At 68.9% G+C, this 22,552-nt stretch carries 19 protein-coding genes; 3 read left to right on the plus strand and 16 right to left on the minus strand.

Going from position 1 to position 22,552, the window contains the following annotated elements; translation table 11 throughout:
• The 13 genes from ACEN8G_RS21150 to ACEN8G_RS21210 all read right to left on the minus strand — a co-directional run bounded on the left by ACEN8G_RS21150 (window position 1) and on the right by ACEN8G_RS21210 (window position 15,937).
• Window positions 1-1,221 carry a hypothetical protein gene (locus ACEN8G_RS21150; RefSeq protein ID WP_413416429.1) on the minus strand — a complete coding sequence of 407 codons (1,221 nt, stop codon included), beginning with the start codon at window positions 1,219-1,221 and terminating at the stop codon, window positions 1-3.
• Between the two features lie 3 nt (window positions 1,222-1,224).
• Window positions 1,225-2,538 (minus strand): hypothetical protein, encoded by a 1,314-nt coding sequence (locus ACEN8G_RS21155; RefSeq protein WP_413740688.1) that lies wholly within the window; start codon window positions 2,536-2,538, stop codon window positions 1,225-1,227.
• A gap of 44 nt (window positions 2,539-2,582) precedes the next feature.
• The gene (locus ACEN8G_RS21160) at window positions 2,583-3,635 is read right to left on the minus strand and encodes a hypothetical protein (RefSeq protein ID WP_307116553.1); all 1,053 of its coding nucleotides are present in this window, start codon (window positions 3,633-3,635) and stop codon (window positions 2,583-2,585) included.
• 23 nt (window positions 3,636-3,658) lie between these two features.
• The gene (locus ACEN8G_RS21165; protein ID WP_413418952.1) at window positions 3,659-5,413 is read right to left on the minus strand and encodes a hypothetical protein; all 1,755 of its coding nucleotides are present in this window, start codon (window positions 5,411-5,413) and stop codon (window positions 3,659-3,661) included.
• Window positions 5,414-5,489: 76 nt separating this feature from the next.
• Complete coding sequence (locus ACEN8G_RS21170) at window positions 5,490-6,971, minus strand: S8 family peptidase (protein WP_413418950.1); 1,482 nt, start codon at window positions 6,969-6,971, stop codon at window positions 5,490-5,492.
• Window positions 6,968-7,798, minus strand: a complete 831-nt coding sequence (locus ACEN8G_RS21175) for a hypothetical protein (protein WP_413418948.1) — start codon at window positions 7,796-7,798, stop codon at window positions 6,968-6,970. The genes ACEN8G_RS21170 and ACEN8G_RS21175 overlap by 4 nt, the downstream gene beginning before the upstream one ends.
• On the minus strand, window positions 7,795-8,052 hold the full coding sequence (locus tag ACEN8G_RS21180; RefSeq protein WP_413740689.1) for a hypothetical protein: 258 nt from the start codon (window positions 8,050-8,052) through the stop codon (window positions 7,795-7,797). The genes ACEN8G_RS21175 and ACEN8G_RS21180 overlap by 4 nt, the downstream gene beginning before the upstream one ends.
• The gene (locus tag ACEN8G_RS21185) at window positions 8,049-9,137 is read right to left on the minus strand and encodes a hypothetical protein (RefSeq protein WP_413740690.1); all 1,089 of its coding nucleotides are present in this window, start codon (window positions 9,135-9,137) and stop codon (window positions 8,049-8,051) included. Before ACEN8G_RS21185 ends, ACEN8G_RS21180 begins: the two co-directional genes overlap by 4 nt.
• Window positions 9,138-9,140: 3 nt before the next feature.
• A complete protein-coding gene (locus ACEN8G_RS21190; protein WP_413740691.1) occupies window positions 9,141-12,956 on the minus strand; it encodes a papain-like cysteine protease family protein in 3,816 nt (1,271 codons plus the stop codon).
• A 54-nt stretch (window positions 12,957-13,010) separates the two neighbouring features.
• Window positions 13,011-13,400 carry a DUF3467 domain-containing protein gene (locus ACEN8G_RS21195; protein WP_307116546.1) on the minus strand — a complete coding sequence of 130 codons (390 nt, stop codon included), beginning with the start codon at window positions 13,398-13,400 and terminating at the stop codon, window positions 13,011-13,013.
• 182 nt (window positions 13,401-13,582) lie between these two features.
• A complete protein-coding gene (locus ACEN8G_RS21200; RefSeq protein ID WP_413416328.1) occupies window positions 13,583-14,545 on the minus strand; it encodes a sigma-54 interaction domain-containing protein in 963 nt (320 codons plus the stop codon).
• A gap of 397 nt (window positions 14,546-14,942) precedes the next feature.
• Entirely contained in the window at window positions 14,943-15,311 is a 369-nt protein-coding gene (locus tag ACEN8G_RS21205; RefSeq protein WP_413416327.1) for a hypothetical protein, read from the minus strand.
• A 62-nt stretch (window positions 15,312-15,373) separates the two neighbouring features.
• Window positions 15,374-15,937: a helix-turn-helix domain-containing protein gene (locus ACEN8G_RS21210; protein ID WP_413416326.1), complete on the minus strand. Its 564-nt coding sequence runs from the start codon at window positions 15,935-15,937 to the stop codon at window positions 15,374-15,376.
• Between the two features lie 91 nt (window positions 15,938-16,028).
• Here ACEN8G_RS21210 and ACEN8G_RS21215 point away from each other — a divergent pair, with 91 nt between their 5' ends.
• Window positions 16,029-16,484 (plus strand): DUF6456 domain-containing protein, encoded by a 456-nt coding sequence (locus tag ACEN8G_RS21215; protein ID WP_413416325.1) that lies wholly within the window; start codon window positions 16,029-16,031, stop codon window positions 16,482-16,484.
• Here ACEN8G_RS21215 and ACEN8G_RS21220 read toward each other — a convergent pair.
• Window positions 16,477-18,966, minus strand: a complete 2,490-nt coding sequence (locus tag ACEN8G_RS21220; protein ID WP_413416324.1) for a DUF2339 domain-containing protein — start codon at window positions 18,964-18,966, stop codon at window positions 16,477-16,479. The two genes, ACEN8G_RS21215 and ACEN8G_RS21220, sit on opposite strands and share 8 nt — an antisense overlap.
• Window positions 18,967-19,067: 101 nt before the next feature.
• Between ACEN8G_RS21220 and ACEN8G_RS21225 the strand changes: the two genes are divergently transcribed.
• Complete coding sequence (locus ACEN8G_RS21225) at window positions 19,068-19,745, plus strand: glutathione S-transferase family protein (protein ID WP_413416323.1); 678 nt, start codon at window positions 19,068-19,070, stop codon at window positions 19,743-19,745.
• A gap of 33 nt (window positions 19,746-19,778) precedes the next feature.
• Entirely contained in the window at window positions 19,779-20,717 is a 939-nt protein-coding gene (dapF, locus tag ACEN8G_RS21230; RefSeq protein WP_413416322.1) for a diaminopimelate epimerase, read from the plus strand.
• Here the strand turns inward: dapF and ACEN8G_RS21235 are convergent.
• Window positions 20,714-21,187 carry an SRPBCC family protein gene (locus ACEN8G_RS21235; RefSeq protein WP_413416321.1) on the minus strand — a complete coding sequence of 158 codons (474 nt, stop codon included), beginning with the start codon at window positions 21,185-21,187 and terminating at the stop codon, window positions 20,714-20,716. The two genes, dapF and ACEN8G_RS21235, sit on opposite strands and share 4 nt — an antisense overlap.
• Window positions 21,184-22,506 carry a dihydroorotase gene (locus ACEN8G_RS21240; RefSeq protein WP_413416320.1) on the minus strand — a complete coding sequence of 441 codons (1,323 nt, stop codon included), beginning with the start codon at window positions 22,504-22,506 and terminating at the stop codon, window positions 21,184-21,186. The genes ACEN8G_RS21235 and ACEN8G_RS21240 overlap by 4 nt, the downstream gene beginning before the upstream one ends.
• Window positions 22,507-22,552: the final 46 nt, after the last annotated feature.

Below are 22,552 nucleotides of genomic sequence, written 5' to 3' on the forward strand. Positions count from 1 at the left end.
TCAGGGGCCCGTCGGGGCCGGGGCGGCGGTCGGCGGCGTCGCGCCGCGCGGAGCCGGCGGCATCGAGTTGCCCTGGATCGCGCCGATCATCTCGGGCGTCGCCATCTTCTCGAGCGGCAGATAGTCGGACTTGAAGTTCACCCGCACCTCGCCCTGCATCTTGGCGGCGAGCTCGAGCTGCGATTCGCTCGTCTCGTTGACGGCGGTGCTCACCGTCGCGACGTGCGACTGCTCGTTGGTGCTCACCTGTCCGCCGCCAAAGCCGAGGAAACTGCCGCCGAACGCGCTCACCTTGCGGTTGCGACTCGACTGGCGATCATAGGCCGAGGCGCGATAGTCGCGCTTGGCCTGATCGGTGGCGCGCATATCGAACTTCACCTTGGCGGTGATGGAGCCGTCGGTGACGACGATACGGTTTATGCCCAGCATCACCATCGAAGCGAGGAGTTGCTGACGGGATTTGGCCATGACGATGCGCGCTGCGTTGACGAAGGCGGCCTCGGTCTCGTCCTCGCTGAGATCGCTGGGCACCGGGCCGGCCATGGCGAGCGTGCCGTGGATCTCGGCCAGCGCCGCCTCCTCGTCCTCCCCGGTGATGCGCAGCTTCGACTTGCCGCTGTCCTCGTCGACATCGACCGCGAGCAGGTCGGGGAAGCGATCGACCATATAGTCGCGGCCCTGTCCCATGCCGATATTCTCGGCCATATACTCCTCGGCGGTCTTGGCCACCGCAGCGACCAGCTCGGCATAGGCGCGCATCTGCTCGATCGTGGTCTCGACGATCGACTTGAAGACATTGTTGATCAGCCCCCCGACAAAGGCAGGAAAATCAACATTGTGGACGAGGTTGGTGAACTGCTCGGTACCCGCCGCCGCCGCGCCTGCGACGAAGTCCTTGCCGGCGAAGCCGGGCGACTGGGACAGGTTCTTGCGCGTCTGCTCGTTCGCATCGGCCATGCCGCGCGCCGCCGCCGGCGGTGCCGCCGCGGTGGTCTGCTCGACCACGCCGGCGGGATCGTCGATATAGGCGAGCACCTTGACCATGTCGTTGGCGAGCTTCGACTGCTCGGCCGAGCTCAGCATCGCGAAGGCGGGGATCGCGGTGAGCATCTGCTGCACCTTGGGCCGCACCCGCGCGATCGCCGCGGGAGTCATGCCGCCCGGGCCGCCATAGAGCGGCGGCGCCTGCGGATCCGGTTCGGAGGCGAGGGCCTGTGCCATGGCTCAGGCGTGGGCCGGGGCGGGCGCGGGAGTCGGCGCCGGAGCAGCCGGGGCGGGCGCCGGTCCCGGCGTATATTGCGGCTTGTTGTGATCGACCGGCTTGGAGCGCATCTGGATCGCCGCGATCATCTCCGGCGTCGCCATCTTCTCGAGCGGCAGATAGTCGCTCTTGAAGTTGACGTCGACCACGCCGGCCAGGCTCGCCTTGGCGCTGATCTGGTCGACCGACTGGTCGCTCGCCACTGCCTGGGCGGTCATCACCGGCTTCTGCGAATATTTGTACTTGCCCTTGGTGTAATAGTCGGAGTCGTAGTTGCCGCTGTAGCTCGACTTGCCGCTCTGATAGCTGCCGCTGTAGTCGCCCTTGCTGGTACCGCCGCGCTCGCTCTCGCCCTCGCCATCGGTGGTGACCGCAAGGTTGCCCGAGGCATCCTTGGCATAGTCCCGGGCCATGGCGGTGCGCGACAAGGTGCGCTGGCTCGAGGCGTTGAAGTCGTAGAGGATCTTCGCCTGGATCTTGCCGTTGGTGACGACGATCCGCGACAGGCCCATCATCACCATGGTGGCGAGCAGCTGCTGGCGCGACGTGGCGATCTGGCCGCGCGCCGCCTTGATCAGCGTCTCCTGCACTTCCGGATCGGTCACGTCGATCGAGTCGATGTCCTTGTCGGCATAGCTGCCCAGCGCGTCGCGGACGCTCTGCAGTCCGGCATCGAGATCGGCGCCGTCCTTGACGCGCAGCTGCGGGCCACCGCCGGAAAAGGCGTCCGCGCCGACATCGAACAGGTCCGGGAACTGCTCGCAGAGCTGGTCCTTGCCGTCGTCCGAGGAGGTGTTGTCGTCGCGGAACTGGTTGAGCGACTTGGACACGTCGGAGACCATCTTCGAATAGGCCTCCATCTGCTGGATGTTCGAGGTGATGATCGAGTTGAACACGCCGTCGATCAGGCCCGAGACGAACTCGACGAAGTTCACCTGGCGCATGAACTCGCCGGCCGCCTGGGCGCCGGCCATCAGCGATCCGGCGGAGAATTCCTCCTTGCCGATGTCGTCGACCGCCTGCTTATTCGATTCCCACTGGCTTTCCGCCATCGGCCGCGCGGCGACCGACTGGCTGCCGGCCTCCGCCTTGCCGACCAGCGCGTCGGCGATCAGCGCCGTGTCGCGCGCGACCTGCATCTGGGTATCGGCCGGCAGCTCGCGGAACGAAGGCGTCGCGGCGAGCATCTCGCGCACCTTGGCGCGGACCTCGGGGCGCGGCGTCACCTCGGCCGGGGGCGGCGACCCGGGGGCGGGAAACTGAGCGGGAGCTTTCATCTCTTCGGTCCTTGGCTGGCCGGCCGGAGCCGGCGCGACATGGCTCAGGCGGCGGCGGGCATGGGGGCGCCGACCAGCGAGGCGGCCGGACTGATCTCGAACTCGACCGGGCGCAGATAGAGCTTCACCTTGGGCGGCCCGGTGGGGCCGACGCGGATGCCGAGAATGGTGAACCGCCCGGGCCAGACGTCGTCGGCCGGGGTGAACGCCTCGAGGAAGCGTTCGAGCGCCGCCAGCTCGCGCGGGCGCTCGCGCAGGTTCATCGTCAGCAGCTGGAGGAAATTGGGCGGCACGTCGGGGATCGCATCGAGCATGATCTGCAGGTCGAGCTCGACCCCCTGGGGACTGCGGCCGAAGGCCACCAAAGCCGCGCCGTCGGGCACGTCGAAGCGGCCGCCGAGCGCGACGCCGACGATCTGCAGGATGCTGCCCAGCCGCGCGCCCAGCCCCAGCTCGTCGAGCATCGGCCGCATGTCGGTGATGCGGAAGCGGTTGGTGAGCAGGAAGGTGACCCATTGGCTGCCATAGTCGCGTCCGGCGACGAGCGTGGTGAACACCGGGCGCAGGCCGGGCATCGCCGCCATCGCCTGGCCGATCAGCCGGGCGAGCGCGGGATTGACCTCGTTCATCGGATTGCCGTTGCCGCCCTCATAGGTGACGGTGGCGCTTTCCAGCCCGTTCTGGTCGAAGCTCGATCCGAAGAAGGCGCCGTAGCGCAGCCCGCCGGCACGGGTGAGCCCGCGCTGGCTCTCGCTCGCACCGTCGAACCAGTGCAGCGCCTCGCGCCCGAAATTGTCGCCGACCAGCCGCCGCATCTCGCGGCTGGCGGTGTCGCGCCGCTCGCACCCCGATGCCTCGGGCCCAAGCGGTTCGAGATGGAAGGCGAGCGCACGCGTCTGGTTCGATCCGAACACCGGCTCGATCGGCGCGGCGCCGGGCGCCAGCGCATTGGCGGCATAGCGCGGATCGCCGACGGGCAGCTCGAAGCTGTCCTCCAGCAATCGCCCGACAAAGCCCAGCGGATTGGCGGTTCGCAAGCAGCGAGAGGCGCTGAACAGCCGCCCCTTCACCTGCGTGCTGAGTGGTTCATAGCCCATGGCGATGCTCCTTCAGCCGGGGATCAATAGCCATAGCCGCCGCGGGCATGGCCGTTCGACTGCGGTGCCTGGGCATAGCCCATGCCCATGCCGAGCCCGGCGCTGTCGAGCAGATCACGCGCGATCGACGGGATCTGGATCGGCCGGCTGGTCATGTTCGGCGCCTCGCGCGGCTGCGACATCTGCTCGATGCGGCCCTCGTCCATCGCCGAGTCCGCGAGCCACATCTCGCAGGCATTGACCAGGTCATAGTCGTTCGGGTGCGACACCGCCGACTGGCCGCGCGGACGCGTCGGCGGATTGCCGACCGTGCCGAGATCGATCATCGCCGCGGTGGGATCGCGCAGCCGATCGCTGTTGCCGGCGATCCACGAGGTGATGATCGCGCCGCTGGTGGCGAGCATGCGGTACTTGGAGCTGTTGCGCGCACCGCCCAGCTCGGTCTGCGCGACCTGGTCGATCACGCCCCACATGTCGGTCGAGCCGAAGGCGGAGAGCAGCTCCTTGTCCTGGAGCAGCGAGATCATGTCGTTGATCTGCTTCTGCAGGTCGGCGGCGGCGTAGAAGGCCATGCCATAGCCGTGCAGCGACATGTTGGTGGCAAGGTCACGGGCGGCCTTCTTCACCTGCTGCTGGTTGACCGCCATCGGCGTCGCCGCGCGGATCAGCGCATCGACGCGGGCCTCGCGCACCAGAGTGGAGACCGAGGAAACGAAGCGCAGCCACAGGTCCTGGAACTCGGTGTTGACCTTCACGCCGGGCTGGCCGGTCGGCAGGCCGAGCATCATCGCGTAGAAGCCCTGGCGCTCACTCTCGCTCATCCGGTTCGGTGCCTCGCGCCAATAGCTGTAGAGCTGGGTGCCGGCGGGACCCTTCACCAGCGCGAGGTCGCCGCGCTGTGACATCTCGACCAGCTTGTCGACCACCTGGAAGGCCTTCAGCTCCTCGAAGGCCGAGGCGAAGATGAAGGAGCCCATCAGCTTGCAATGGCTGGCGACGACTTCGAAGGAAGTGGTCGCCTCGAGATCGGGCAGGTCGATGACGATGTCGTGCAGCGCCTGATCGTCGCCGAGCGCCTGGACCTTGTCGAACTGGTCCTCGACCAGCCGCTTGAGGTTGACGTCGCGGGCGGTGACGCCGCGGCCGACCAGTCCCTCGAACACCTTGGCATATTCGGCGCTGGACACGCCCGGCTCCTGCCGGTCGCCCTGAATGTTGACCGCGGCGGCGACCTGCTTGAGCGTGCGCTCGGCAAGCTCGATCCGGCCGGCGATCCGGCCCACCGCCTGGAACAGGCCCTCGCCGAACGCGGCGGTGTTGGGATCCTCGGGATCGGGCTGGGGCAGCTTCCCGGTGGTGACGAGCCGGGGCAGCGGGGTGCCGTTATACTGGAGCAGGCCGAGGATCAGGCCGACACGGGCGACTTCCCCGTCGCGCTCGGCCTCGGTCGACTTGTCGCCGGTCAGCTCGGGGAAACGCAGCACGCCGAGCTCATGCTCGACGTCGCGCGGGCGCAGGCCGATCTCGGTGGACTTGAGCGCGGCGCGGGCCGTGGCGAACAGGGGATCGAAATAGAGCTTCCCCTTGTCGTCGTTCTTGACCAGCGCCTGCAGCGCGGTGACGCGCGCCAGCTCGGCGGCATCGGCCTGGCCGAGCTGGCCGAGCTTGGCCAGGCGCGCGGTGAGATTGTCATAGCTGCTGGTGATCGCATCGCGGGCAGCCTGTTCGCGCTTGGCGATGTCGACGAAGCGGATGGTCGGGATCAGGATGTCGGCCATTTGAACGGTTCCTTTCGAAAATCTTTGTCCATCTTGGGGAGGGGCGCGGTGGGCGCCCTAGGGAGCGAAGCGGGCTCTAGCCGTCATCGGCGCCTCCCAATTCGGTGGTGTCGTCGGCGTCGATCGCGCGATCGAGCAGCTCGAGCGCGCGCGCGGCGTCCAGGATGCCGGCGCCATTGCCGGCGGCGATATCGGGGCGGTGCGGCTGGACGCTGGCGACCAGCAGCTTCTTGATCGTGTCGGGATCGACCGCGGCGGCGCGCTCCTGCGCCCGGGCGACGAGCAGGGCGGCGGCGCCGGCGACGAAGGGCGCGGCGAAGCTGGTGCCGGTGGCGCGCTGATAGCCGTCGAGATCGGCGGTGCGGATGTTCACGCCGGGCGCGCAGAGCGCGACATGGTCGCCGCTGGTCGAGAAGCCCGCCATCCGGCGGCCGGAATCGACGGCGCCGACTGCGATCACCTCGGGGAAGGCGGCGGGCCAGTAGACGCGCTTGTCGCCGCTGTTGCCCGATGCGGCGACGAGGGTGCAGCCGCGCGCGGTGGCATAGGCGATGGCTTCGGCATGCGGCTTGGGCATGCCGGGCTCGATCGCCTCGTCATCGGTGCCGAAGCTGCAATTGATGACATGGGCGCCGAGCTGGGCGGCCATCACCAGCCCCATGTCGAGATCGCTGACCGCGCCGATGCCGACGGGCTTGTGATCGGGCGGCTGGGCGGCGCCGAGCGAGCGGATCGGCAGCAGGCGGCAAGCCCCGGCGATCCCCGGGGGCAGGCCGGCACCGCTGGCGCCGATGATCGCGGCGCAGGCGGTGCCATGGCCGACATAGCGATCGGTGGGATCGGTATCGGCGCCGCGATTGTCGCCGAGCAGCTTGATGCCGGTGGCGAGCTGGCCTTCGCTCAGCTGGACGGTGTCATAGCCGCGGCGCAGCCGGTCGCCCATGCCGCCGTCCTGCGCATGGCCGGAGAATTCAGGGTGGAGCAGGTTGATGCCGCTGTCGACCACGCCGACGATCACGCCGCCATCGCCGGCGCAATAGGACAGCGCCCGACGCGCATTGACCATGTCGCGCGGGTCCCAGCCCTCATTGTCATCATCCTCGTCGCGGCGGGGATGGCGATCGGGCCCATCCAGGCCGATCGTGCAGAGATAATTGGGCATCGCCGATTCGACGATGTCGAGCTGCATCAGCGAGACGGCAAGCGAGCCGACATGCGTGTCGGGCGCGACGTCGAAGCGGAGCATGCGGGCGATGCCGCTGATCTCCTCCGCCTCGCTATAGCCGCGGTTGCGCGCGCCGATGCTGTGGAGCGCCTGGCCGGCGGCGTGGAGGCGCGAGACGCGCACGGCGCCGCCGAACGACTTGACCACACGGTCGAGGATCTGGTGCTGGGTGGTCTCGGCGGGCTGGGCGGCGCGGCGGCGCACGTCGAGCGCGGCGGGGATGCCGGCGGGGACCTCGCCGAGCTTGAGGCGGACGAGCAGGCTGCCGGGCGCGGCATAGGCGCCGGCGCGGTGCGCCCAGGGCTGGACGAGGCGGCCGAGCCGGGCGCTCATGGCTGGCCTCCGTCGAGGCCATAGCCCCCGGCATGGCCATTGCTGGCCGGCGGTGGCGCGAAGGGACGGCGCGGCTGCTGGTCGAACCACAATTCGGTCGGCGCGCGCGGATCATGGGTCAGGCTCATCTGCCCGGCGAGCTGGTCATGGTCGGGGGCGAGGACGAGCTCGTTGTCGTGCGCCTGGACGACGTTGACCGGGCGGCCGGCGATCATCACCTGGGGCGGCATCCCGCCGCGCAGCAGGTTGCGGCCCTTGACCCGGAGCCGCTGGCGCAGCTCGTCGGTCTGGTCGGGATCGTCGATGCCGTCGCGGCTGACATCGTCGACCATCGGGCGCGAGGCACGGGCGAGCACCTGCTCGAGCTTGTCGACCGGCAAGCGGGTGATCCGCCCGACCGATCCGGAGATGCCGCGGCGCTCGAGCTCGTTGAGCTTCTCGACGGTGCGCACGCCGATGCCTTCGAGCCGGCGGCGCTCGGCTGGGTCGAGCTCGTCGCCGAGCGCGGAGAGCGGCACTTCGTTCTTGTCGTCGACCGACATCGGGACGGCATTCTCCTCGATCATCGGCTTGGTGATCGCGGTGAAGACGAGGTGGAGGACGGTGGGGTCCTTGTCGCTTGGGCCTGCCGGACGGATTCGGAGTTCGCCCTGGTTGAGTTCGAGATGGGCCTTCAGGTCCATCGAGATGTCCCGGATCGCGAAGGTGAGCGGCAGGCGGTCGTTCTGCGCCTTCAAGGTCATGCGCGCCTGGGCGGTATCGAGCTGGGACTGCACCGCCTGGATGAAGTCCTCGAGCGCCACGGCCTCGCCGGTCTCGCCGATCATCGCGCCTCCTCCACCGGCAAGGTGCCGATGTGGAGCGAGAGGCGGCCGACCGGGCGGTCGAACCAGGTGCGGGTGCGGGTGCGCGGCACGTCGGCGCGGACCATCGGCCCGGCGGGACCGGTCTCGACCGTCGCCTCGACCGGCAGGTCGAACTCGACGCTGGTGGCGCGCAGCCCCGCCGCGGGCAGCGCGGCGACGCCGTCGAGCAGCTCGCCGATCAGGTCCTCGAGCGGGCGACGGGCGGCGTCGGTCATGCCGGGCCTCCCGGCGGGGTGGCGGGCAGCGGCGCGGGGGTGGCTGGCGCGGCGGGCGCCGGGGCCGGCGGGGCGGGCAGTGCTGCGGCGGCGGGCGCCTTGCCGGGCAGCTGGGCGGGCCGCGCCGCCCGCTCGAGCAGCATGCGCCGGGCATCGTCGACGAACCGGTCGAGCGGAAGCGTCTCGCTGGCAAAGTTGATCTTCACCTCGCCGAACAGCTCGGCATTGAGCTGGCTGTCGGTCTGGGCGTTGACCCCGACGGTCGAGACCTTGGTGACCGGCGCCTGGTAGGAGGTGCTGCCGCGCGTCGACCAGCTGCCCGAGGGCGTGGCGTTGCCGGGATCGTCGCTCACCGCATAGTCGATCGCGGTCTTGTCCGCCGCCGCCGCGCGGAAGCGCAGCCGGGCGGTGATCGAGCCGTCCTTCACGACGATCCGGTTCATGCCCATCATGACGAGCGTCGCCAGCGTCTGCATCCGGTCGCCCGCCAGACGGTCGCGCGCGGCGGGGACGAGCTGCTCCTCGATCAGCTCAGGGGTCAGTTCCTGCCCGCCCAGCCCATAATCGGAGAGCCAGGTCGGCGAGTTGCTCTCCCCAGAATCATCGCCACCGCCACCGCGCGGCACCAGCGTGCCCTCGCTCTCGCCGCGGGCCAGGCCGATATCGCCGGGATATTGCGCCATCAGCCAGTCGCGCGCCTGGTTGGCGGTGACGTTCTCGTCGCGGAACTGCGAGAGCGGCTTGGAGATCGCGGCGACCAGATCGGCATAGCTGTCCATCTGGCGGATCGACGAATCGACCATAGCGTCCCAGGTGCCGTGGATCAGCGACGCGACGAAATCGGGGAAGTTCAGCTCGTCCGAAAGCGCCCCCGCACGCCGGCCGATCGTCTCGGTGGCGGGCGGCGCCTTGCCGCCCGACGAACCGGTGCTGGTGCCGGGCGCGGTCAGCTCGTCCTGCTGGGCAGGCTGCTGCGCGCCGTCGCCGCCCCAGAAGGAGCCCGCCATCGCCTGCGAGGGCGCAGCGGCGCTCGCGCGCCGGGAAGTGGCGACGGGCGGCGGCGGAAGGTAGCGATCACCCGACATGGATCACGCCAGGGCAAGCGGGCGGGCACGGTTGGTCGGCGTTCCGCCGCCGGGCCGCGCATGCTGTACCCAGCGGCTGGAGATGTCGTGGGTGCCGTCGGCGTACAGCGTGACGCGCGTGTTGGCGACATGGTCGTCGGCCACGGTGTTGTCGAACGTATAGGTGATGTTGACGTGCAGCGCCGGCACCTCGGCAGCGCCGGGCAATGTTGCCTGGGAGCTGCGCGGATAGAGGCGCGAATCATCCTCGATCGTCGCATTGACGGTGAGGCCCCAGTCGAGCGCGTCGTCATGGCCGTCATCGTCGATATAGACGTGGCTGATCGACGTGCCGTTGTACTGCCAGCGGATCTTCAGCCAGCAATAGATGTCGTCGATACCGAAGGTGGCGCCGAGCACCGGCCAGTCGCGCAGGGAAATCTCGCCATTGTGGAACCTGGCGCTCGTCGCCGGGGCCACATCGTTCGGATGCTTGGTGCCGGACCAGGCGGACAGGTTGGTCCGGATGTCGCCGCTGTTGCTGGCGATGATCTGGATCACCGTTCCGGCGATCGTTGCCGCCGCGCCGATATCGAGCGCGCGGCTGCGGGCGACCGGTGGCTCGGGCAGCGTGCCCGTCGCCCCCATGGCATAGCCTGCCGGTGCGGTCGTGCTGCGGTTGATCTGGCGGCCGGCGGGCACGCCGGCGCTGAAGATCTGGACATTGGCCGGCGTGCCGGTCGCCGCCATCTCATACTCGGACTGGAAATCCTCGTAGCGCAGGATGTAGCGGCTGCCGTGATTGTGCGTCGCGGTGTGGCGGCCGGGATTGCCCGGCGTGCCGACCGGGCGGTCCCAGGGATCGGCGACGCGGACATAATATTGCCCGCCGCTCGAATACATGCCGACGACCAGCACGGCATGGCCCGAGCGATCGGCCGAGCTCGCCATCTTGCCGACATAGAGCGGACCGTTGTTCTCGATCAGCTGGGCGAAGCCGTCGGTCGAATAGCATTGCGGGGCGTGCGCGGTGAGGCCGAGCTGGACCGCGGTAGCGGCATGATCGACCCAGGGCAGGATATTCTCGATGCTCCTGCCGCAGCGCGCGCCGATCGATTCAGGCGTGATACTCTGCTGCTCGCGCCAGCCGAGCATCATCGCGATCGTCGTCGCCCAGCAGCCATTGTCGGTGGGCTGTGCGACCAGCTGGACATTGTCCCAGTTGATCGACCAGTCGGGCGCGGACATCGCGCTGCTGGTGCGCGGCGCGGCCATCGCATAGCCGGCCGGCGGCGTGGTGCCGCTGTTGATCTGGCGGCCGGCGGGGACCCCGGCGCTCAGGATCTGCACGTTGACCGGGTTGCTGCCCGATGCGGCCATCTCATACTCGGCCTGGAACGCCTCGTAGCGCATGATATAGCGGCTGCCGTGATCATGGCTGTCCGGATAGGCGCCGGGCTTGCCGGGGGTGCCGACCGGGCGATTCCAAGGATCGGCGATGCGGACGAAATATTGCCCGCCGCTCGAGTACATGCCGACGACCAGCACGGCATGGCCCGACAGGCCGCTCGCGGTCGCCATCTTGCTGACGTAGAGCGGGCCGTTGTTCTGGATCAGCTGGGCGAAGCCGTCGGTCGAATAGCATTGCGGCGGATGCGCGGTGAGGCCGAGCCGGGCTGCTGCGGCGGCATGATCGTCCCAGGGCAGGCCCTGCTCGATATCGTTGCCGGCGCGCTGCGCGATCGACTGCGGCGTGATGCTGCGCTCGTCGCGCCAGCCGAGCATCATCGCGATGGTCGTCGCCCAGCAGCCATTGTCGGTGGGCTGGGCGACCAGCTGGACGCCGTCCCAGTTGATCGACCAGTCGGGCGCGGACATCGCGCTGCTGGTGCGCGGCGCCGCCATCGCGAAGCCCGCGGGCGCGCTGGTGCCGGTGTTGGGCTGGCGGCCGGCGGGGATGCCGGCATAGATGATCTGGACATAGGACGGGGTGCCCGCTGCCGCCATCTCATATTCATGCGCGAAATCCTCGTAGCGCATGATGTAGCGGCTGCCGCGCTCATGGGTGTTCGGATAGGCGCCGGGGTTGCCCGGCGTGCCGACGGGGCGGTCCCAGGGATCGACGATGCGGACATAATATTGGCCGCCATCCTCGTACATGCCGACGACGAGCACGGCATGGCCCGAGTTGATCGTGTCGGACATGATCTTGCCGACATAGAGTGGGCCGTGGCGCTCGATCAGGCTGAAGAAGCCTTCGGGCGTGTAGCATTGCGGCTGAACCGTCCCAAGGCCGAGCGCGGCGGCGGTGGCGGCGCGCTCGGCCCAGGGCAGGCGCGAGTTGATGTCGCGGCCGCAGCGCTGGGCGATCGTCGCCGGGTCATAGCATTTCTGGTCCTTCCAGCCGATCAGCATCGCCAGCGTGGTGGCCCAGCAGGCATTGGCGTTCGGCTGGGCGATCCAGTCGATCCCGTCCCAGTTGATGCTGCGGCCGACGGACTGGGCGCGGGAATAGGCCATCGGCGCCGGCCGGACCGAGCCTTCGAGCTTCTCGAACAGCGGGTTGAGCGTCGTCTCGGCCAGGCCAAGGTCGAGCGCCTCGCCGATCCGGCTGGCGAACTGGCCGCCGATGCGAGTGGCGCGATCGCGGGCGCCAGTGCCGGGCAGGCTGGGCGGCACATAGGCGGCCTCTTCCTGGCCGAACTGCAGCGCGAAGCCCGCGCCGATCGACACCGCGCCGCCGATCCCCTGATTGGCGCCATCAAGCCAGAGCTCGGCGCCGACCACCAGCTCCTCGCCGACATTGATCGCGGCGACCTTGCGCAGGCTGGCGAAGCCGTCGATCCCGCCGGCATTGTAGCCGAGCTTGAACTTGGCCTGGAGCGCCAGCTTCAGATGCTCGATGAAGTCGCCGATGCCCTGGGCGTCGAAGTTCGAATCGGCGGTGCCGAACAATGCCGCCTGTCCGTCGGGCGAGAAGACCGCGCCGACCCCGCCGCCGAAAACCGGCGTATCGAGCGACGGCCCGATCGACAGGGTGACGCCGCTGCGCACCGCAAGCTGGGGCAATGCCGCAAGGAAGGCGTTGAGCGGGTTGATCAGCCCGGTGATCCCGAACCCGGCCTGCCAGGCGGCGATGAAGGTGCTGCTCGCGGCGCCGAACCGGTAGAGGCTCGGCGGATTGACGTCGCTGCCGGCGACCGCCGCGGCGGCGCGGACCTTCTCCATGATCCAGGCGAGCGCGTCGTTCGCGTTCAGCCCAGACGCCATGGTCAGCGCGACATTGCCGCGCGCGGATTGCGCCCGGGAGAGGCCGGCGCTCTTGGCGGGGATGTCCGGCATCGGCCCGAAGCCATCGTCATAGGTGCCGTTGCCGCCGGGCGCGGCGGGGGCGGGCGACGCGGAAACCGGTGCCGGGCTGGCCGGCGCGGCCGGCCGGCTGCCCGGCTGGGGGACGTCGCCGGCCCATTCGAGCACCGGCGTGGTGCGCGCGGCGGTGTAGCTGCGGCGCAGGCTCCGCCCACTGAAGCCGTTGAGCGCGACATAGGGGCTGCCCTCACGCGGCAGCGCGGCCACGCTCAGCTCGCGCGTGCCGGCATTGCCGGTGGCGAGGCCGAAATAGAGCCGGCTGTTGCCGATGAAGCGCGCAAGCACCTCCGGCGGCACGACGAACACGCCGTCCCCGCGCGGCACGGTGAGCCGGCCCTGCTCGTCACTGCAATAGAAATTGGCGGCGGTGCGGTGCTGCCTGCTGCCCGGATCGAACAGGGCGACGTCGGTCGCCAACACCACCTGCGCGTCGACATTGGGCTGATCGACGCGAACGGCGAATCCCAGCATCGGGAAACGATCGCTGACCTCCATGCGGTTTGGGCGGATCTGAGCAGTCATGGATCACCTGTCGTTGCTGGAAGGGGATTTGCGGCCGGCATCGTCGCCGGGAGCGGAATCGGATGGCGGGCGCGGCGCGCGCAGCGCGCGGGCGCGTTCCTCGAAGTCGCCGAGCGAGGAGAGGACGATGTCGAAGGGGGAACTGTCCTGGCCGATCTGCACGATCGACCCGTTCTCGCGCTCATGCTCCTGCACCGAGCGGGCGAGCAGCTCGGACAGCATCTTGGCATAGGGCGGGGTGAGCACCAGCCGGGTGTGGATGCCGATCGCGCCCACGCCTTCATTGCCGCTGGGATAATATTGGCCGAGGTCGATCAGGAATTCGAAGGGGTTCTGGCCCAGCTCGAAATAATTGACGTAGCTGGCAGGGGCGCGGGGCGCGTCGCTGCGCATCACCGCCTCCGTATCCACATCTGCCAAGCTGCCCTGATTCATCCGGCATGCCTCCTGCCGGATACGGAGCAAGCGCTGTGCCAGCTTGTGAAATGACGGAATAACAGGGGGTTAGGCGGGTGACCTAGGTATAACCACGTAACAATGCGGCGAACGGGGTGTATCGATGTTACGCCGGGCTGTTACAGCGCGGGGAAATCCTCGGGACCTTCCGGGCCGCCGCGGGTCATCTCGTACTTGGTCATCTTGCGGTACAAGGTCATCCGCGACCAGCTGAGCGCGCGTGCTGCCTCGGCGCGGTTCCAGTCGGTGCGGTCGAGCGCGGCGCGGATGCGGGCGCGCTCGTCCTTGCCCGAAGCGTCGAAGCTGCGCTGCAGTCGCACGAACGCGTCGGGGATGTGGTCCATCCGGATTGCGCCGCGCGGCGGATCGATGAAGATCGCCTCGACGAAGTTGCGCACCTCGCGGATGTTGCCGGGCCAGTCATAATGGAGCAGCACGTCGATCAGCTCGGCATCGGGCGCCGCCACCGTGCAGCCGCGCCGGCAGTTGAACGATTCGATGAAGTGCCGGAGGTAGAGCAATATGTCTTCGGCGCGCTCGGCCAGGTCGGGCAGGGTGACGCGGGCGACATTGAGCCGGTAGTAGAGATCGGCGCGGAAGCTCCCTTCCTCGACCTGGCGCTCGACGTCGCGATTGGTCGCCGCGATCACCCGCAGATCGACCTTCACCGGTTTCTCGCGTCCGATCGGTTGCACTTCCTTCTCCTCGAGCAGGCGCAGCAGCTTGACCTGGCTGAACGGCGACAGCTCGCCGACCTCGTCGAGGAACAGGGTGCCGCCGGCGCCGGCGACCACCGCCTTGCCGGTCTGGCTGCGCACCGCGCCGGTGAAGCTGCCGCGTTCGAAGCCGAACAGCTCGGCCTCGAACAGGCTGTCGGGGATGGCGCCGCAATTGATCGCGACGAAGGGCGCGTCCTGGCGCTCGCTCAGGGCATGGATGGTGCGGGCGCAATGCTCCTTGCCGGTTCCGGTGGAGCCGGTGATCAGCGTCGGCGCGTCGCTGCGCGCGATCTTGGGAACGATGGTGCGCAGCCGCACCATCGCATCACTATCGCCCAGCAGCCTGGTCTCGAGCGTGTCCACCCCTGTTCACCCGACAGCACTGACCCTTCCGCGCCGGGAGATTCCGGTCGGTCGAGCATGTGAACGCGGAAGGATGCCGGGGCATCTTCCGGAACTGGCAATGTACATGTGAAGCAGCCGCGACCCCGTGCGGCCATGACATCTAGGGCGACTCGATAATCCGTGGATAACTTTAGAAGACCGGCCAGTCGACTCCAATTAATGGTGGATATCTTGTCTACTCTTCCATCTTGGACCTATTTTCCGATTCGAAATGCTTCGACTCGGATGTTTTGGGCCGATCCGGTGCTGATCTGGGGACGGGCGTCGGGCTTCGTACAGACGAAAATGGCGGCGCACCGCGTGCCGCGGCGCTCCGCCATTGGTCGATCCGCCGGCTGCTGCGCAGCCCGGGCGCTCAGTTCGCCGTGAAGGCGGGTGCGCCGGCGGCGTTGTACTTCACCGTGACATAGGAATTGTCGCAGACGTTGATGCCGGTCCACACGCCGCTGCTGCTGTCGGCGAAGCTGAGCTTCACGTCATATTTGCAGGTGGCGCCCTTGTCGAAATGGACGGTCATCCGCCCGCCCGGCTTCACCGTGGCGTCTTCCTTCTTGAATTCGGGATCGACCTTGTTGGGCTGCCAGGTGGTGGTGCCGGTCGGCGCGAGCTCGACCGTCTTGATCGGCTTGCCGCTGTTGTTGATCAGTACGAAATCCCAGTCATCGGCCATTGCGGGTGCCGCGATGGCGATTGCGGCAGCTGCCGCCAGACCCAGTTTCAGCATGGTATGCCCCTCCTGCTTTTGCCAGGCAGACTGCGCCTGTCCGGGGCGGTCCGCAAGGTGATTCAGAGGGGGCGGACCAGACGGATCGCCTCCGCGATCCAAGGGGGATCGGCGACCACCTGCTGGCGGGCGCCCTGGCCGAGCGGGAGCAGATGGAGCCGGTCTCCCTCGCGCCCGATCAGCCGGCCGAACAGGAAGCGGCCGGCGGGGCGGGGCACCAGCACGTCGCGGTTGAGTGCCCCGGCAAAGCCCTCGGGCGCGAGCATGCGGCACCATATCTCGTCGCCCGCGCGATAGTCGCCGATGCCCGCCACCACGCTGACCGCGACCATGCCGGGCTCGGCATGCGGCGGCACCACCACGGCGGTCCGGGTCGGTGCCTGCGCGCCGCCGCTCTCCAGCAGGGCCGCAACCGGGATCTCGGGGCGCTCGGGCAGCTTGACCAGGTCGGCGGCATCCACGCCCAGCGCCGCGGCGATGCGGTTGAGCCAGCCGACCGACACGGTGCGTGTGCCCATCTCCAGCCGGCCGATCGTCTGCGCCGTGGTAGGCGGCACGCAGCGCTCCGCGACTTCCTCCAGAGTGAGCCCCTTGGCGCGGCGTACCTCGCGGATGGCTGTGATCATGCGACTATCTCTCTAACCAGATCGGTTTCCCTCTTTCCTACAATCGAGCCGACATGGCAAGCATGGCGAATCGGAACAAAAGGAGATCGAAATGCGGGAGCTGGTCGAGCGGACGATAGAGGATCTGAATGGGGTGCGGCGCAGCGTCACGGTGAACCTGGCCGAATCGCCCATGGCCTGGCTGGCGTCGCGGGGCCATGTGAGCCTGCGCCAGCTCGATGCGGGGGAGAGGCTGCGTGGGGATTACGAGACAGCGGCGCTGGGGCCGCGCGTGACGATGCGCTGGGATGCCTCACCGGCGGCGCGGACGCCGGGGGGCATGTCGGAGCGGCTCGATCCGACGCTGGCGCAGATCGCCGCGCGCCGCCGCTTCGATGGCGCGGTCGCGGCGGCGGGGCCGGGTCTGGCCGATATCCTCTGGCGAGTGGTCTGCGCGGGAGAAGGGCTGGGGCCGGCGGAAAAGGCGCTGGGCTGGCCGAGCCGCGCGGGCAAGCTGGTGCTGTGCTTCGCGCTCGACCGGGTCGCCGATTTCTACGGGCTCAGATGACCGGTTCGGTCTCCGCCGCGCTGCCCTTGCCGACGAACCGGCCATAGGCCCAGCCGATCCCGATCAGGGCGAGGCCGAGCCCGAGGAAGGAGAGGATGCGCAGCAGTCCGTCCAGCGCGGCGGCGTCGATCAGGAATACCTTGAAGGTGACGCCGGTGAGCAGCGCGAGGCCGAAGATGCGCAGGTCGCGTGCGCCGGTGGTGATGCCGCGCCACAGCCAGAACAGCGCCAGGGCCAGCATCGCGGCACTGTATCCGCCATTCTCGGCGGTGCCGATCGGGCCGGTGAGCAGGCCTCCATGCGTCGCCTGGCGCACCGCCGCCAGCACGGCGAGGAGCGCGAGCAGTGCTGCGCCCACGCGCCAGCGCAGCGGCAGGGTCCACAGCCAGAAGCTGGCCAGCGCGAGATGCGCCACGACGGCATTAAGGAGTGGCAGCGGACCGACCATCTGCGGCTCCACCAGCGGGGTGAGCAGGAAAAGATCGAACCAGAGGATCCGGAACAGGCCGAGCGCGAGCAGCGCATGGCCGAGCACCACGGCCTTGCCCTGGCGGACCAGCCGCCAGCCGGCGGCAAGAAAGACCTGGGTGAGCAGCGCGCGCTCGAGGAAACCCCAGGTAAGGAAACGGGGCAGGGTGGCGATCGCAAGAAGCTGCTTGGCGAGCGCGTAGAGCAGCAGGATGGCCAGTGCGATTGCGACGAGTGATGCCGCGCGCCGGACCCGGCCGAACTGGGCGGGGTCGAACAACAGCGCAATGGCGAGTGCGACTGGGAGTGCGAGTTCTCGCAGCAGTTCGAACAGGCCGGGGATCAATGGATAGGTGAGGCGTTCGCCGGAAAGCGAGGCGAGCACCAGCTCGCTGAGGGCGCCCAGCGGCAACGCCCCAGCCACAAGTGCGGTGGCGAGGGGATAGGCGGGCAGGGTGTAGAGCAGCGGCGTGCGGATCTTGCGCGCCCACCAGGCCAGCGCCGCAGCGACGAGGGTAAGCGGCAGCGATAGCCAGTCACCCGGTACGAACTGGCCGAGGCCCAGCCCGGCCAGGAATGCCGCCAGCGCCGTAGCGGGCACGAGCATTGGGTGCGCAGGCTCGGTGCGGGTTCGCCAGGCGAGGCTGAAGGCGATGGCTGCCGCGGCCAACTCGATCAGCCCCCATTGGACGGCCGGCAGCAGGTCCGGGGCGCGTAGATGCGCGACCAGCAGGGGGCCTGCCGTGCCGAGCAGCGCGATCGTCGCCCAGATCGGATGCCGGCGCGCAAGGACATGGCCCGGGGCGGCGAAGATCAGGGTGGCGAGTATCGCGGCAGCCGGAGTGAAGCCGGTGTCTGGCGGTGCGAGCGCCAGCGTTTCCAGCATCAGCAGCAGGACGAGTGCGGCAAGCGCGCCGGGAAGATAGACGATATCGCGCCAGGCGAGGAACAACGCGGCCGCGGCAAGCACCAGGTAGAAGCTCCAGGCGAGCCAGCCAAAGTCGAGCGCCGGGGCGAGTATCGCCAGCTGGAGGCAGCCGGCGATCAGCGGCGCGATGCGCAGCCAGCGGCTATGGGCGCCGGTGGCGGGCAGGGCCGCGCTGGCGCCGATGGCGAGCAGCATGGTGAAGGCGCCGACCGCGGATAGGTCCCCTTCGCGTGCGACGAGCATCGCGATCAGGAAGTTGATCCAGGCGAAGCCGGACAGGCAGGCGGCGAGCGCCAGCCATGCCCAGCCGCGATGGATCGCCAGGCCGAACAGGGCTGCGGTGAAGAGGGCGAGATAGACCAGCAGCGGGCCGATCCCGGCCACGTCGAAGCCGGCGACCAGCGGCGCGGCGAACCCGCCGACCAGCGCCATCACCGCGGTGGGCGGGCCGTGCCGCAATGCGAGGGCGAGCGCCCCGCCGGTCACGACCAGCACGAGCAGAAAGGCAGTGAGCGGCGCGATCAGGTGATAGAGCGCGGCGGCCATGTAGAGCGTGCCGTAGAGGCTGGCGATGCCTGCCCCGGCCAGTGCCTGGGCAACCCGCGGGGCCTCGGCGGTGGCGCGAAGCCGCCGGGTGACTTCACTCCCCGCGATCAGCGCCAGGCCGAACAGCGCAGCGAGCAACGTGCGCATCGACGGGCCGAGCAGCCCGCTCTCGATCGAGTAGCGAACAAGGAAGAAGCCCGCGAGCACCAGCGCCGCCCCGCCGATCCAGATTGGCAGTCGGCCGCCGATCAGCGTCTCGAGGCTGAAGTCCGGCATGGGGCGCGGTTCGGGAATGCGCGGGCGATCCGGCTCGGGTGCTGGTGCCGGCAATTCGGCGATGCGCGCGGGCGCTTCGGGCGCCCGGACCGGCGCCGCCTTCGGCTCGGTTCGGTGAATCGGTGCTTCACGTACTTCGATATCGCGCGCCACGATCAGCGATTCGACACGGCGCAGTTCTTGTTCCAGAAAGGCCACGCGCCGCAGCACGATATAAAAGGCCGCAGCCGCGCCCAGCGCGAGAAGGAGCGTGAGAGCAATCACTCGCTTCATCTTCGCACAGTGGAGCGCACCTGTCGCGCACAACCCGGTTGCCCCGTGCAATCGATCGGATAGCCTTTTGCCAAAGCCTAGGAGAGGTTGGCATGATCGTGTTTGGTTCGACGCTTTCGCCCTATGTGCGAAAGGTCATGGTGTTCGGCGCCGAAAAGGGCCTGAATCTCGAATTGCAGGCCGCCGGCATGGGCCGCGGCAGCCCGGATTTCGTCGCCGCGAGCCCGTTCGGCAAGATGCCCGGCTTCAAGGACGAGGATTTCCTGATCTCCGACAGCTCGGCGATCGTCGCCTATCTCGATGCCAAATATCCCGAGCCGAGCCTGATTCCGACCGAGCCGCGCGCCCGGGCGCGGACGATCTGGTTCGACGAGCTCGCCGACACGATCATGATGGCCGCCGGCGGCGCGATCTTCGGCCAGCGCTTCGTGCGTCCGCGCGTGCTCAAGATGGAGTGCGACCATGACGCGGCCGATGCGGCCGAGCGCGACCTGATGCCGCCGATCCTCGCCTATCTGGAAGGCGCAATCCCCGAGAGCGGCTATCTGGTCGAGGACCGGCTGACGCTTGCCGACATCGCGGTGGCGAGCCCGCTTGCGACGCTGGGCTGCATCGGGGTGACGGTGGATCCCGCGACCTATCCGCGGCTCGCGGCCTGGGTCGCGGCGATGCATGCGCGGCCGAGCTTCGCCACGATCATCGCGCGCGACAGGGCGGCGGTTGCTGCAATGGGCGGCGCCGTGTCGCGCGAAGCGGTCGCCGCCGGCTAGTCAGCCGGGCCGCGTGCGCCTAGAGGGGGCGCCATGCGGTTCGCCTTCATCAAGTGCCATGGCTCGGGGAACGACTTCCCCCTGATCGACGCGCGCACGCTCGATCTGTCCGATGCGGATTGGGCCGGCGTGGCGCGCGCGCTCGCCGACCGTGCCGGGCCGGTGGGCGGCGACGGGCTGTTGCTGCTCACCGCAGGCGACGATGCCGGGCATGATTTCGGCATGCGCATGTTCAATTCGGACGGGTCGGAGGCGGAGACCTGCCTCAACGGCCTGCGCTGCACCGCGCGGTTGGGCTTCGAGTTGCTCGGGATCGACCATGCCCGCGTGCGGCTGAAGACCAGCAGCGCCGAAGTCGCCCGCGCCGAGCCGCTCGCGCCGGGCGTCGTGACGATCCGCGAGACCGCTGGTCCGGCTTCGACCCGCACCGCCGATGTCGGCCTGCGCACCGACGCGGAAGAGATCATCGAAGCGGCCATTCCCGGCCTGCCGAGCCCGCGCGCCTTCACCGCGATCGCGATGCCCAACCCGCATCTCGTCACATTCGTTGAATCGGTTGATGAGGCCGAGCTGGTCGCGCTGGGCGACTGGTGCGAGGCGGGGCCAGAGCTGATCCCGGCGCGTGCCAATGTCTCCTTCGTCGAACTGCGTGGCCAGGATCTGTTCGTGCGCACCTATGAGCGCGGCGTCGGGCTGACCGACAGCTGTGGCAGCGCCATGGCCTCCTCGGTCTATGCCGCCGGCCGCACCGGGCGCGTGCCCTTCGGCACGGTGATGAAGGTGTTCAACAAGGGCGGGCTGGTGATGGGATCGTCCGATGCCGCGGGCATGGTCACGATCCGGGGCAACGCGACCTTCCTCTACGACGCCAGCATCGAGGTCGATCCGGCCGGCGCCACCGCCGAGCCGCCGCTCGTCCATGCCCGGCGCGAGGACGAAGCCGAGGCCTGGGCCGCCGCGATCCCGGCCTAGCCGCCGACGAAGCTGGCGAGATTGGCCAGCGAGGACTTCAGTCCCTGGAGATGATCCTGCTTGCGGATGCCCTGCGGCACGTCCTCGCAGGCGATGGCCACCCGCGTGCCGCCCTCTGCCGGCTCGAGCGTCCAGGTCATGCGCATCGTGCCGGCAAAGGCCGGATCTTCCGCATCGAACACTGCCGACTGAACGATGCCCCGGCCCGGGTTCAGCGCGATGAAGCGCACCTCGACCACATCGGCATGTTCCGAAGTCTTGCCCGACGCGTCATGCTCGGCTTCGTCATAGCGCAGCGCCATGCGATAACCGCCGCCCGGTCGCGCATCGAATTCCAGCATCTCGCCGGTCATCCCCTCGGGCGGCAACCAGCGCACCAGTGCCTCGGCGTCGATGAAGGCGCGATAGATTTGGCTCGCCGGCGCCTTGATGAGCCGCGACGCGCGATCGGTGCGCGATACCGTCCTCACCCGAACTCGACCGCCTCGAAGCGCACCGGCCGGCCGACCGCCCGGTTGGCCAGCTCGGCCTCCCACATCACCCGGTGCCCGCGCACGATCGTGCCGATCGGCTTGCCGGTGAGCTGCATCCCGGTGAAGGGCGACCAGCCACAGCGCGAGGCGAGCCAGCTCTCCTCGATCGTCCAGCGCGCCTTGAGGTCGACCACTGTGAAGTCCGCGTCATAGCCGACCGCGATGCGGCCCTTGCCGGCGATGCCGAAGATGCGCTGCGGCCCGGCGCTGGTCAGGTCGATCACCCGCTGCAGCGTGGTGCGGCCCTCGGCGACATGGTTGAGCATCAGCGGCAGCAGCGTCTGCACGCCGGGCATGCCGCTGGGACTGTCGGGATAGGGCTTGGCCTTTTCCTCGCGCGTGTGCGGGGCGTGATCGGAGCCGAGCACGTCGGGCACGCCCTGGTTGAGCCAGTGCCACAGCCCGGCACGGTGCGCGGCCGAGCGGATCGGCGGGTTCATCTGCGCGAAGGTGCCGATCGTGGGATAGGCCTCCTCGCCCGCCAGCGTCAGGTGCTGCGGGGTGACTTCGCAGGTCGCGATGTCCTTGTTCTGCCCGAGAACTTCCAGCTCGGCTGGCGTGGTGACGTGGAGGACGTGGATCCGCCGCCGGGCCGCCCGCGCCAGGCCCAGGATGCGGCGGGTCGCCAGCATCGCGCTTTCGTCGTCGCGCCACACCGGATGGCTGGAAGGGTCGCCCGGCACCCGCTCGCCGAGCCGGTCCTGCATGCGGAATTCGTCCTCGGCATGGATCGCGACGCGGCGATGGCCGGAGGCGAGCACGCGCGCGAGATTCGCATCGTCGGAGACCAGCAGGTCGCCGGTCGAGGCGCCCATGAAGATCTTCACGCCCGCAGTGCCCGGCAGGCGCTCCAGCTCGGCAAGATGCTCGGCATTGTTGTTGGTCGCGCCGACATAGAAGGCGTGGTCGCACCACATGCGATCCTTGGCCCTGGCAAGCTTGTCCTGCACCGCCTCGGCCGAATCGGTATTGGGCTTGGTGTTCGGCATCTCGAACACCGCGGTCACGCCGCCAAGCACGGCAGCACGTGCGCCGCTCTCCAGGTCTTCCTTGGCCTCGAGCCCGGGCTCGCGGAAATGGACCTGGCTGTCGATCACGCCGGGCAGCACGTCGAGCCCGGTGCAGTCGATCGTCTCGCCTGCCTCCAGCGTGCCGCCGATCGCGACGATGCGTCCGTCCCGGATGCCGATATCGGTTTCGGCCGGACCGGAAGGCAGGTGCACACGCCCGCCCTTGAGCTTCAGATCGACATTCATAACCGCGCCTCTTCCGTCGCCCCCGGCCACCCCCTACCTGTTCGGA

This window comes from Sphingomonas sp. Sphisp66, assembly GCF_047324325.1.
Lineage (GTDB): Bacteria > Pseudomonadota > Alphaproteobacteria > Sphingomonadales > Sphingomonadaceae > Sphingomonas.

Excerpts from the sequence above, each read along its gene's own strand:
- ACEN8G_RS21240 (WP_413416320.1), bottom strand. The coding sequence starts at position 22,506 with ATGAATGTCGATCTGAAGCTCAAGGGCGGGCGTGTGCACCTGCCTTCC.
- ACEN8G_RS21190 (WP_413740691.1), bottom strand. The coding sequence starts at position 12,956 with ATGCTGGGATTCGCCGTTCGCGTCGATCAGCCCAATGTCGACGCGCAG.
- ACEN8G_RS21215 (WP_413416325.1), top strand. The coding sequence starts at position 16,029 with ATGCGGGAGCTGGTCGAGCGGACGATAGAGGATCTGAATGGGGTGCGG.
- ACEN8G_RS21160 (WP_307116553.1), bottom strand. The coding sequence starts at position 3,635 with ATGGGCTATGAACCACTCAGCACGCAGGTGAAGGGGCGGCTGTTCAGC.
- ACEN8G_RS21180 (WP_413740689.1), bottom strand. The coding sequence starts at position 8,052 with ATGACCGACGCCGCCCGTCGCCCGCTCGAGGACCTGATCGGCGAGCTG.
- ACEN8G_RS21185 (WP_413740690.1), bottom strand. The coding sequence starts at position 9,137 with ATGTCGGGTGATCGCTACCTTCCGCCGCCGCCCGTCGCCACTTCCCGG.
- ACEN8G_RS21170 (WP_413418950.1), bottom strand. The coding sequence starts at position 6,971 with ATGAGCGCCCGGCTCGGCCGCCTCGTCCAGCCCTGGGCGCACCGCGCC.
- ACEN8G_RS21155 (WP_413740688.1), bottom strand. The coding sequence starts at position 2,538 with ATGAAAGCTCCCGCTCAGTTTCCCGCCCCCGGGTCGCCGCCCCCGGCC.
- ACEN8G_RS21165 (WP_413418952.1), bottom strand. The coding sequence starts at position 5,413 with ATGGCCGACATCCTGATCCCGACCATCCGCTTCGTCGACATCGCCAAG.
- ACEN8G_RS21195 (WP_307116546.1), bottom strand. The coding sequence starts at position 13,400 with ATGCGCAGCGACGCGCCCCGCGCCCCTGCCAGCTACGTCAATTATTTC.
- ACEN8G_RS21175 (WP_413418948.1), bottom strand. The coding sequence starts at position 7,798 with ATGATCGGCGAGACCGGCGAGGCCGTGGCGCTCGAGGACTTCATCCAG.
- ACEN8G_RS21225 (WP_413416323.1), top strand. The coding sequence starts at position 19,068 with ATGATCGTGTTTGGTTCGACGCTTTCGCCCTATGTGCGAAAGGTCATG.
- dapF (WP_413416322.1), top strand. The coding sequence starts at position 19,779 with ATGCGGTTCGCCTTCATCAAGTGCCATGGCTCGGGGAACGACTTCCCC.
- ACEN8G_RS21210 (WP_413416326.1), bottom strand. The coding sequence starts at position 15,937 with ATGATCACAGCCATCCGCGAGGTACGCCGCGCCAAGGGGCTCACTCTG.
- ACEN8G_RS21150 (WP_413416429.1), bottom strand. The coding sequence starts at position 1,221 with ATGGCACAGGCCCTCGCCTCCGAACCGGATCCGCAGGCGCCGCCGCTC.
- ACEN8G_RS21205 (WP_413416327.1), bottom strand. The coding sequence starts at position 15,311 with ATGCTGAAACTGGGTCTGGCGGCAGCTGCCGCAATCGCCATCGCGGCA.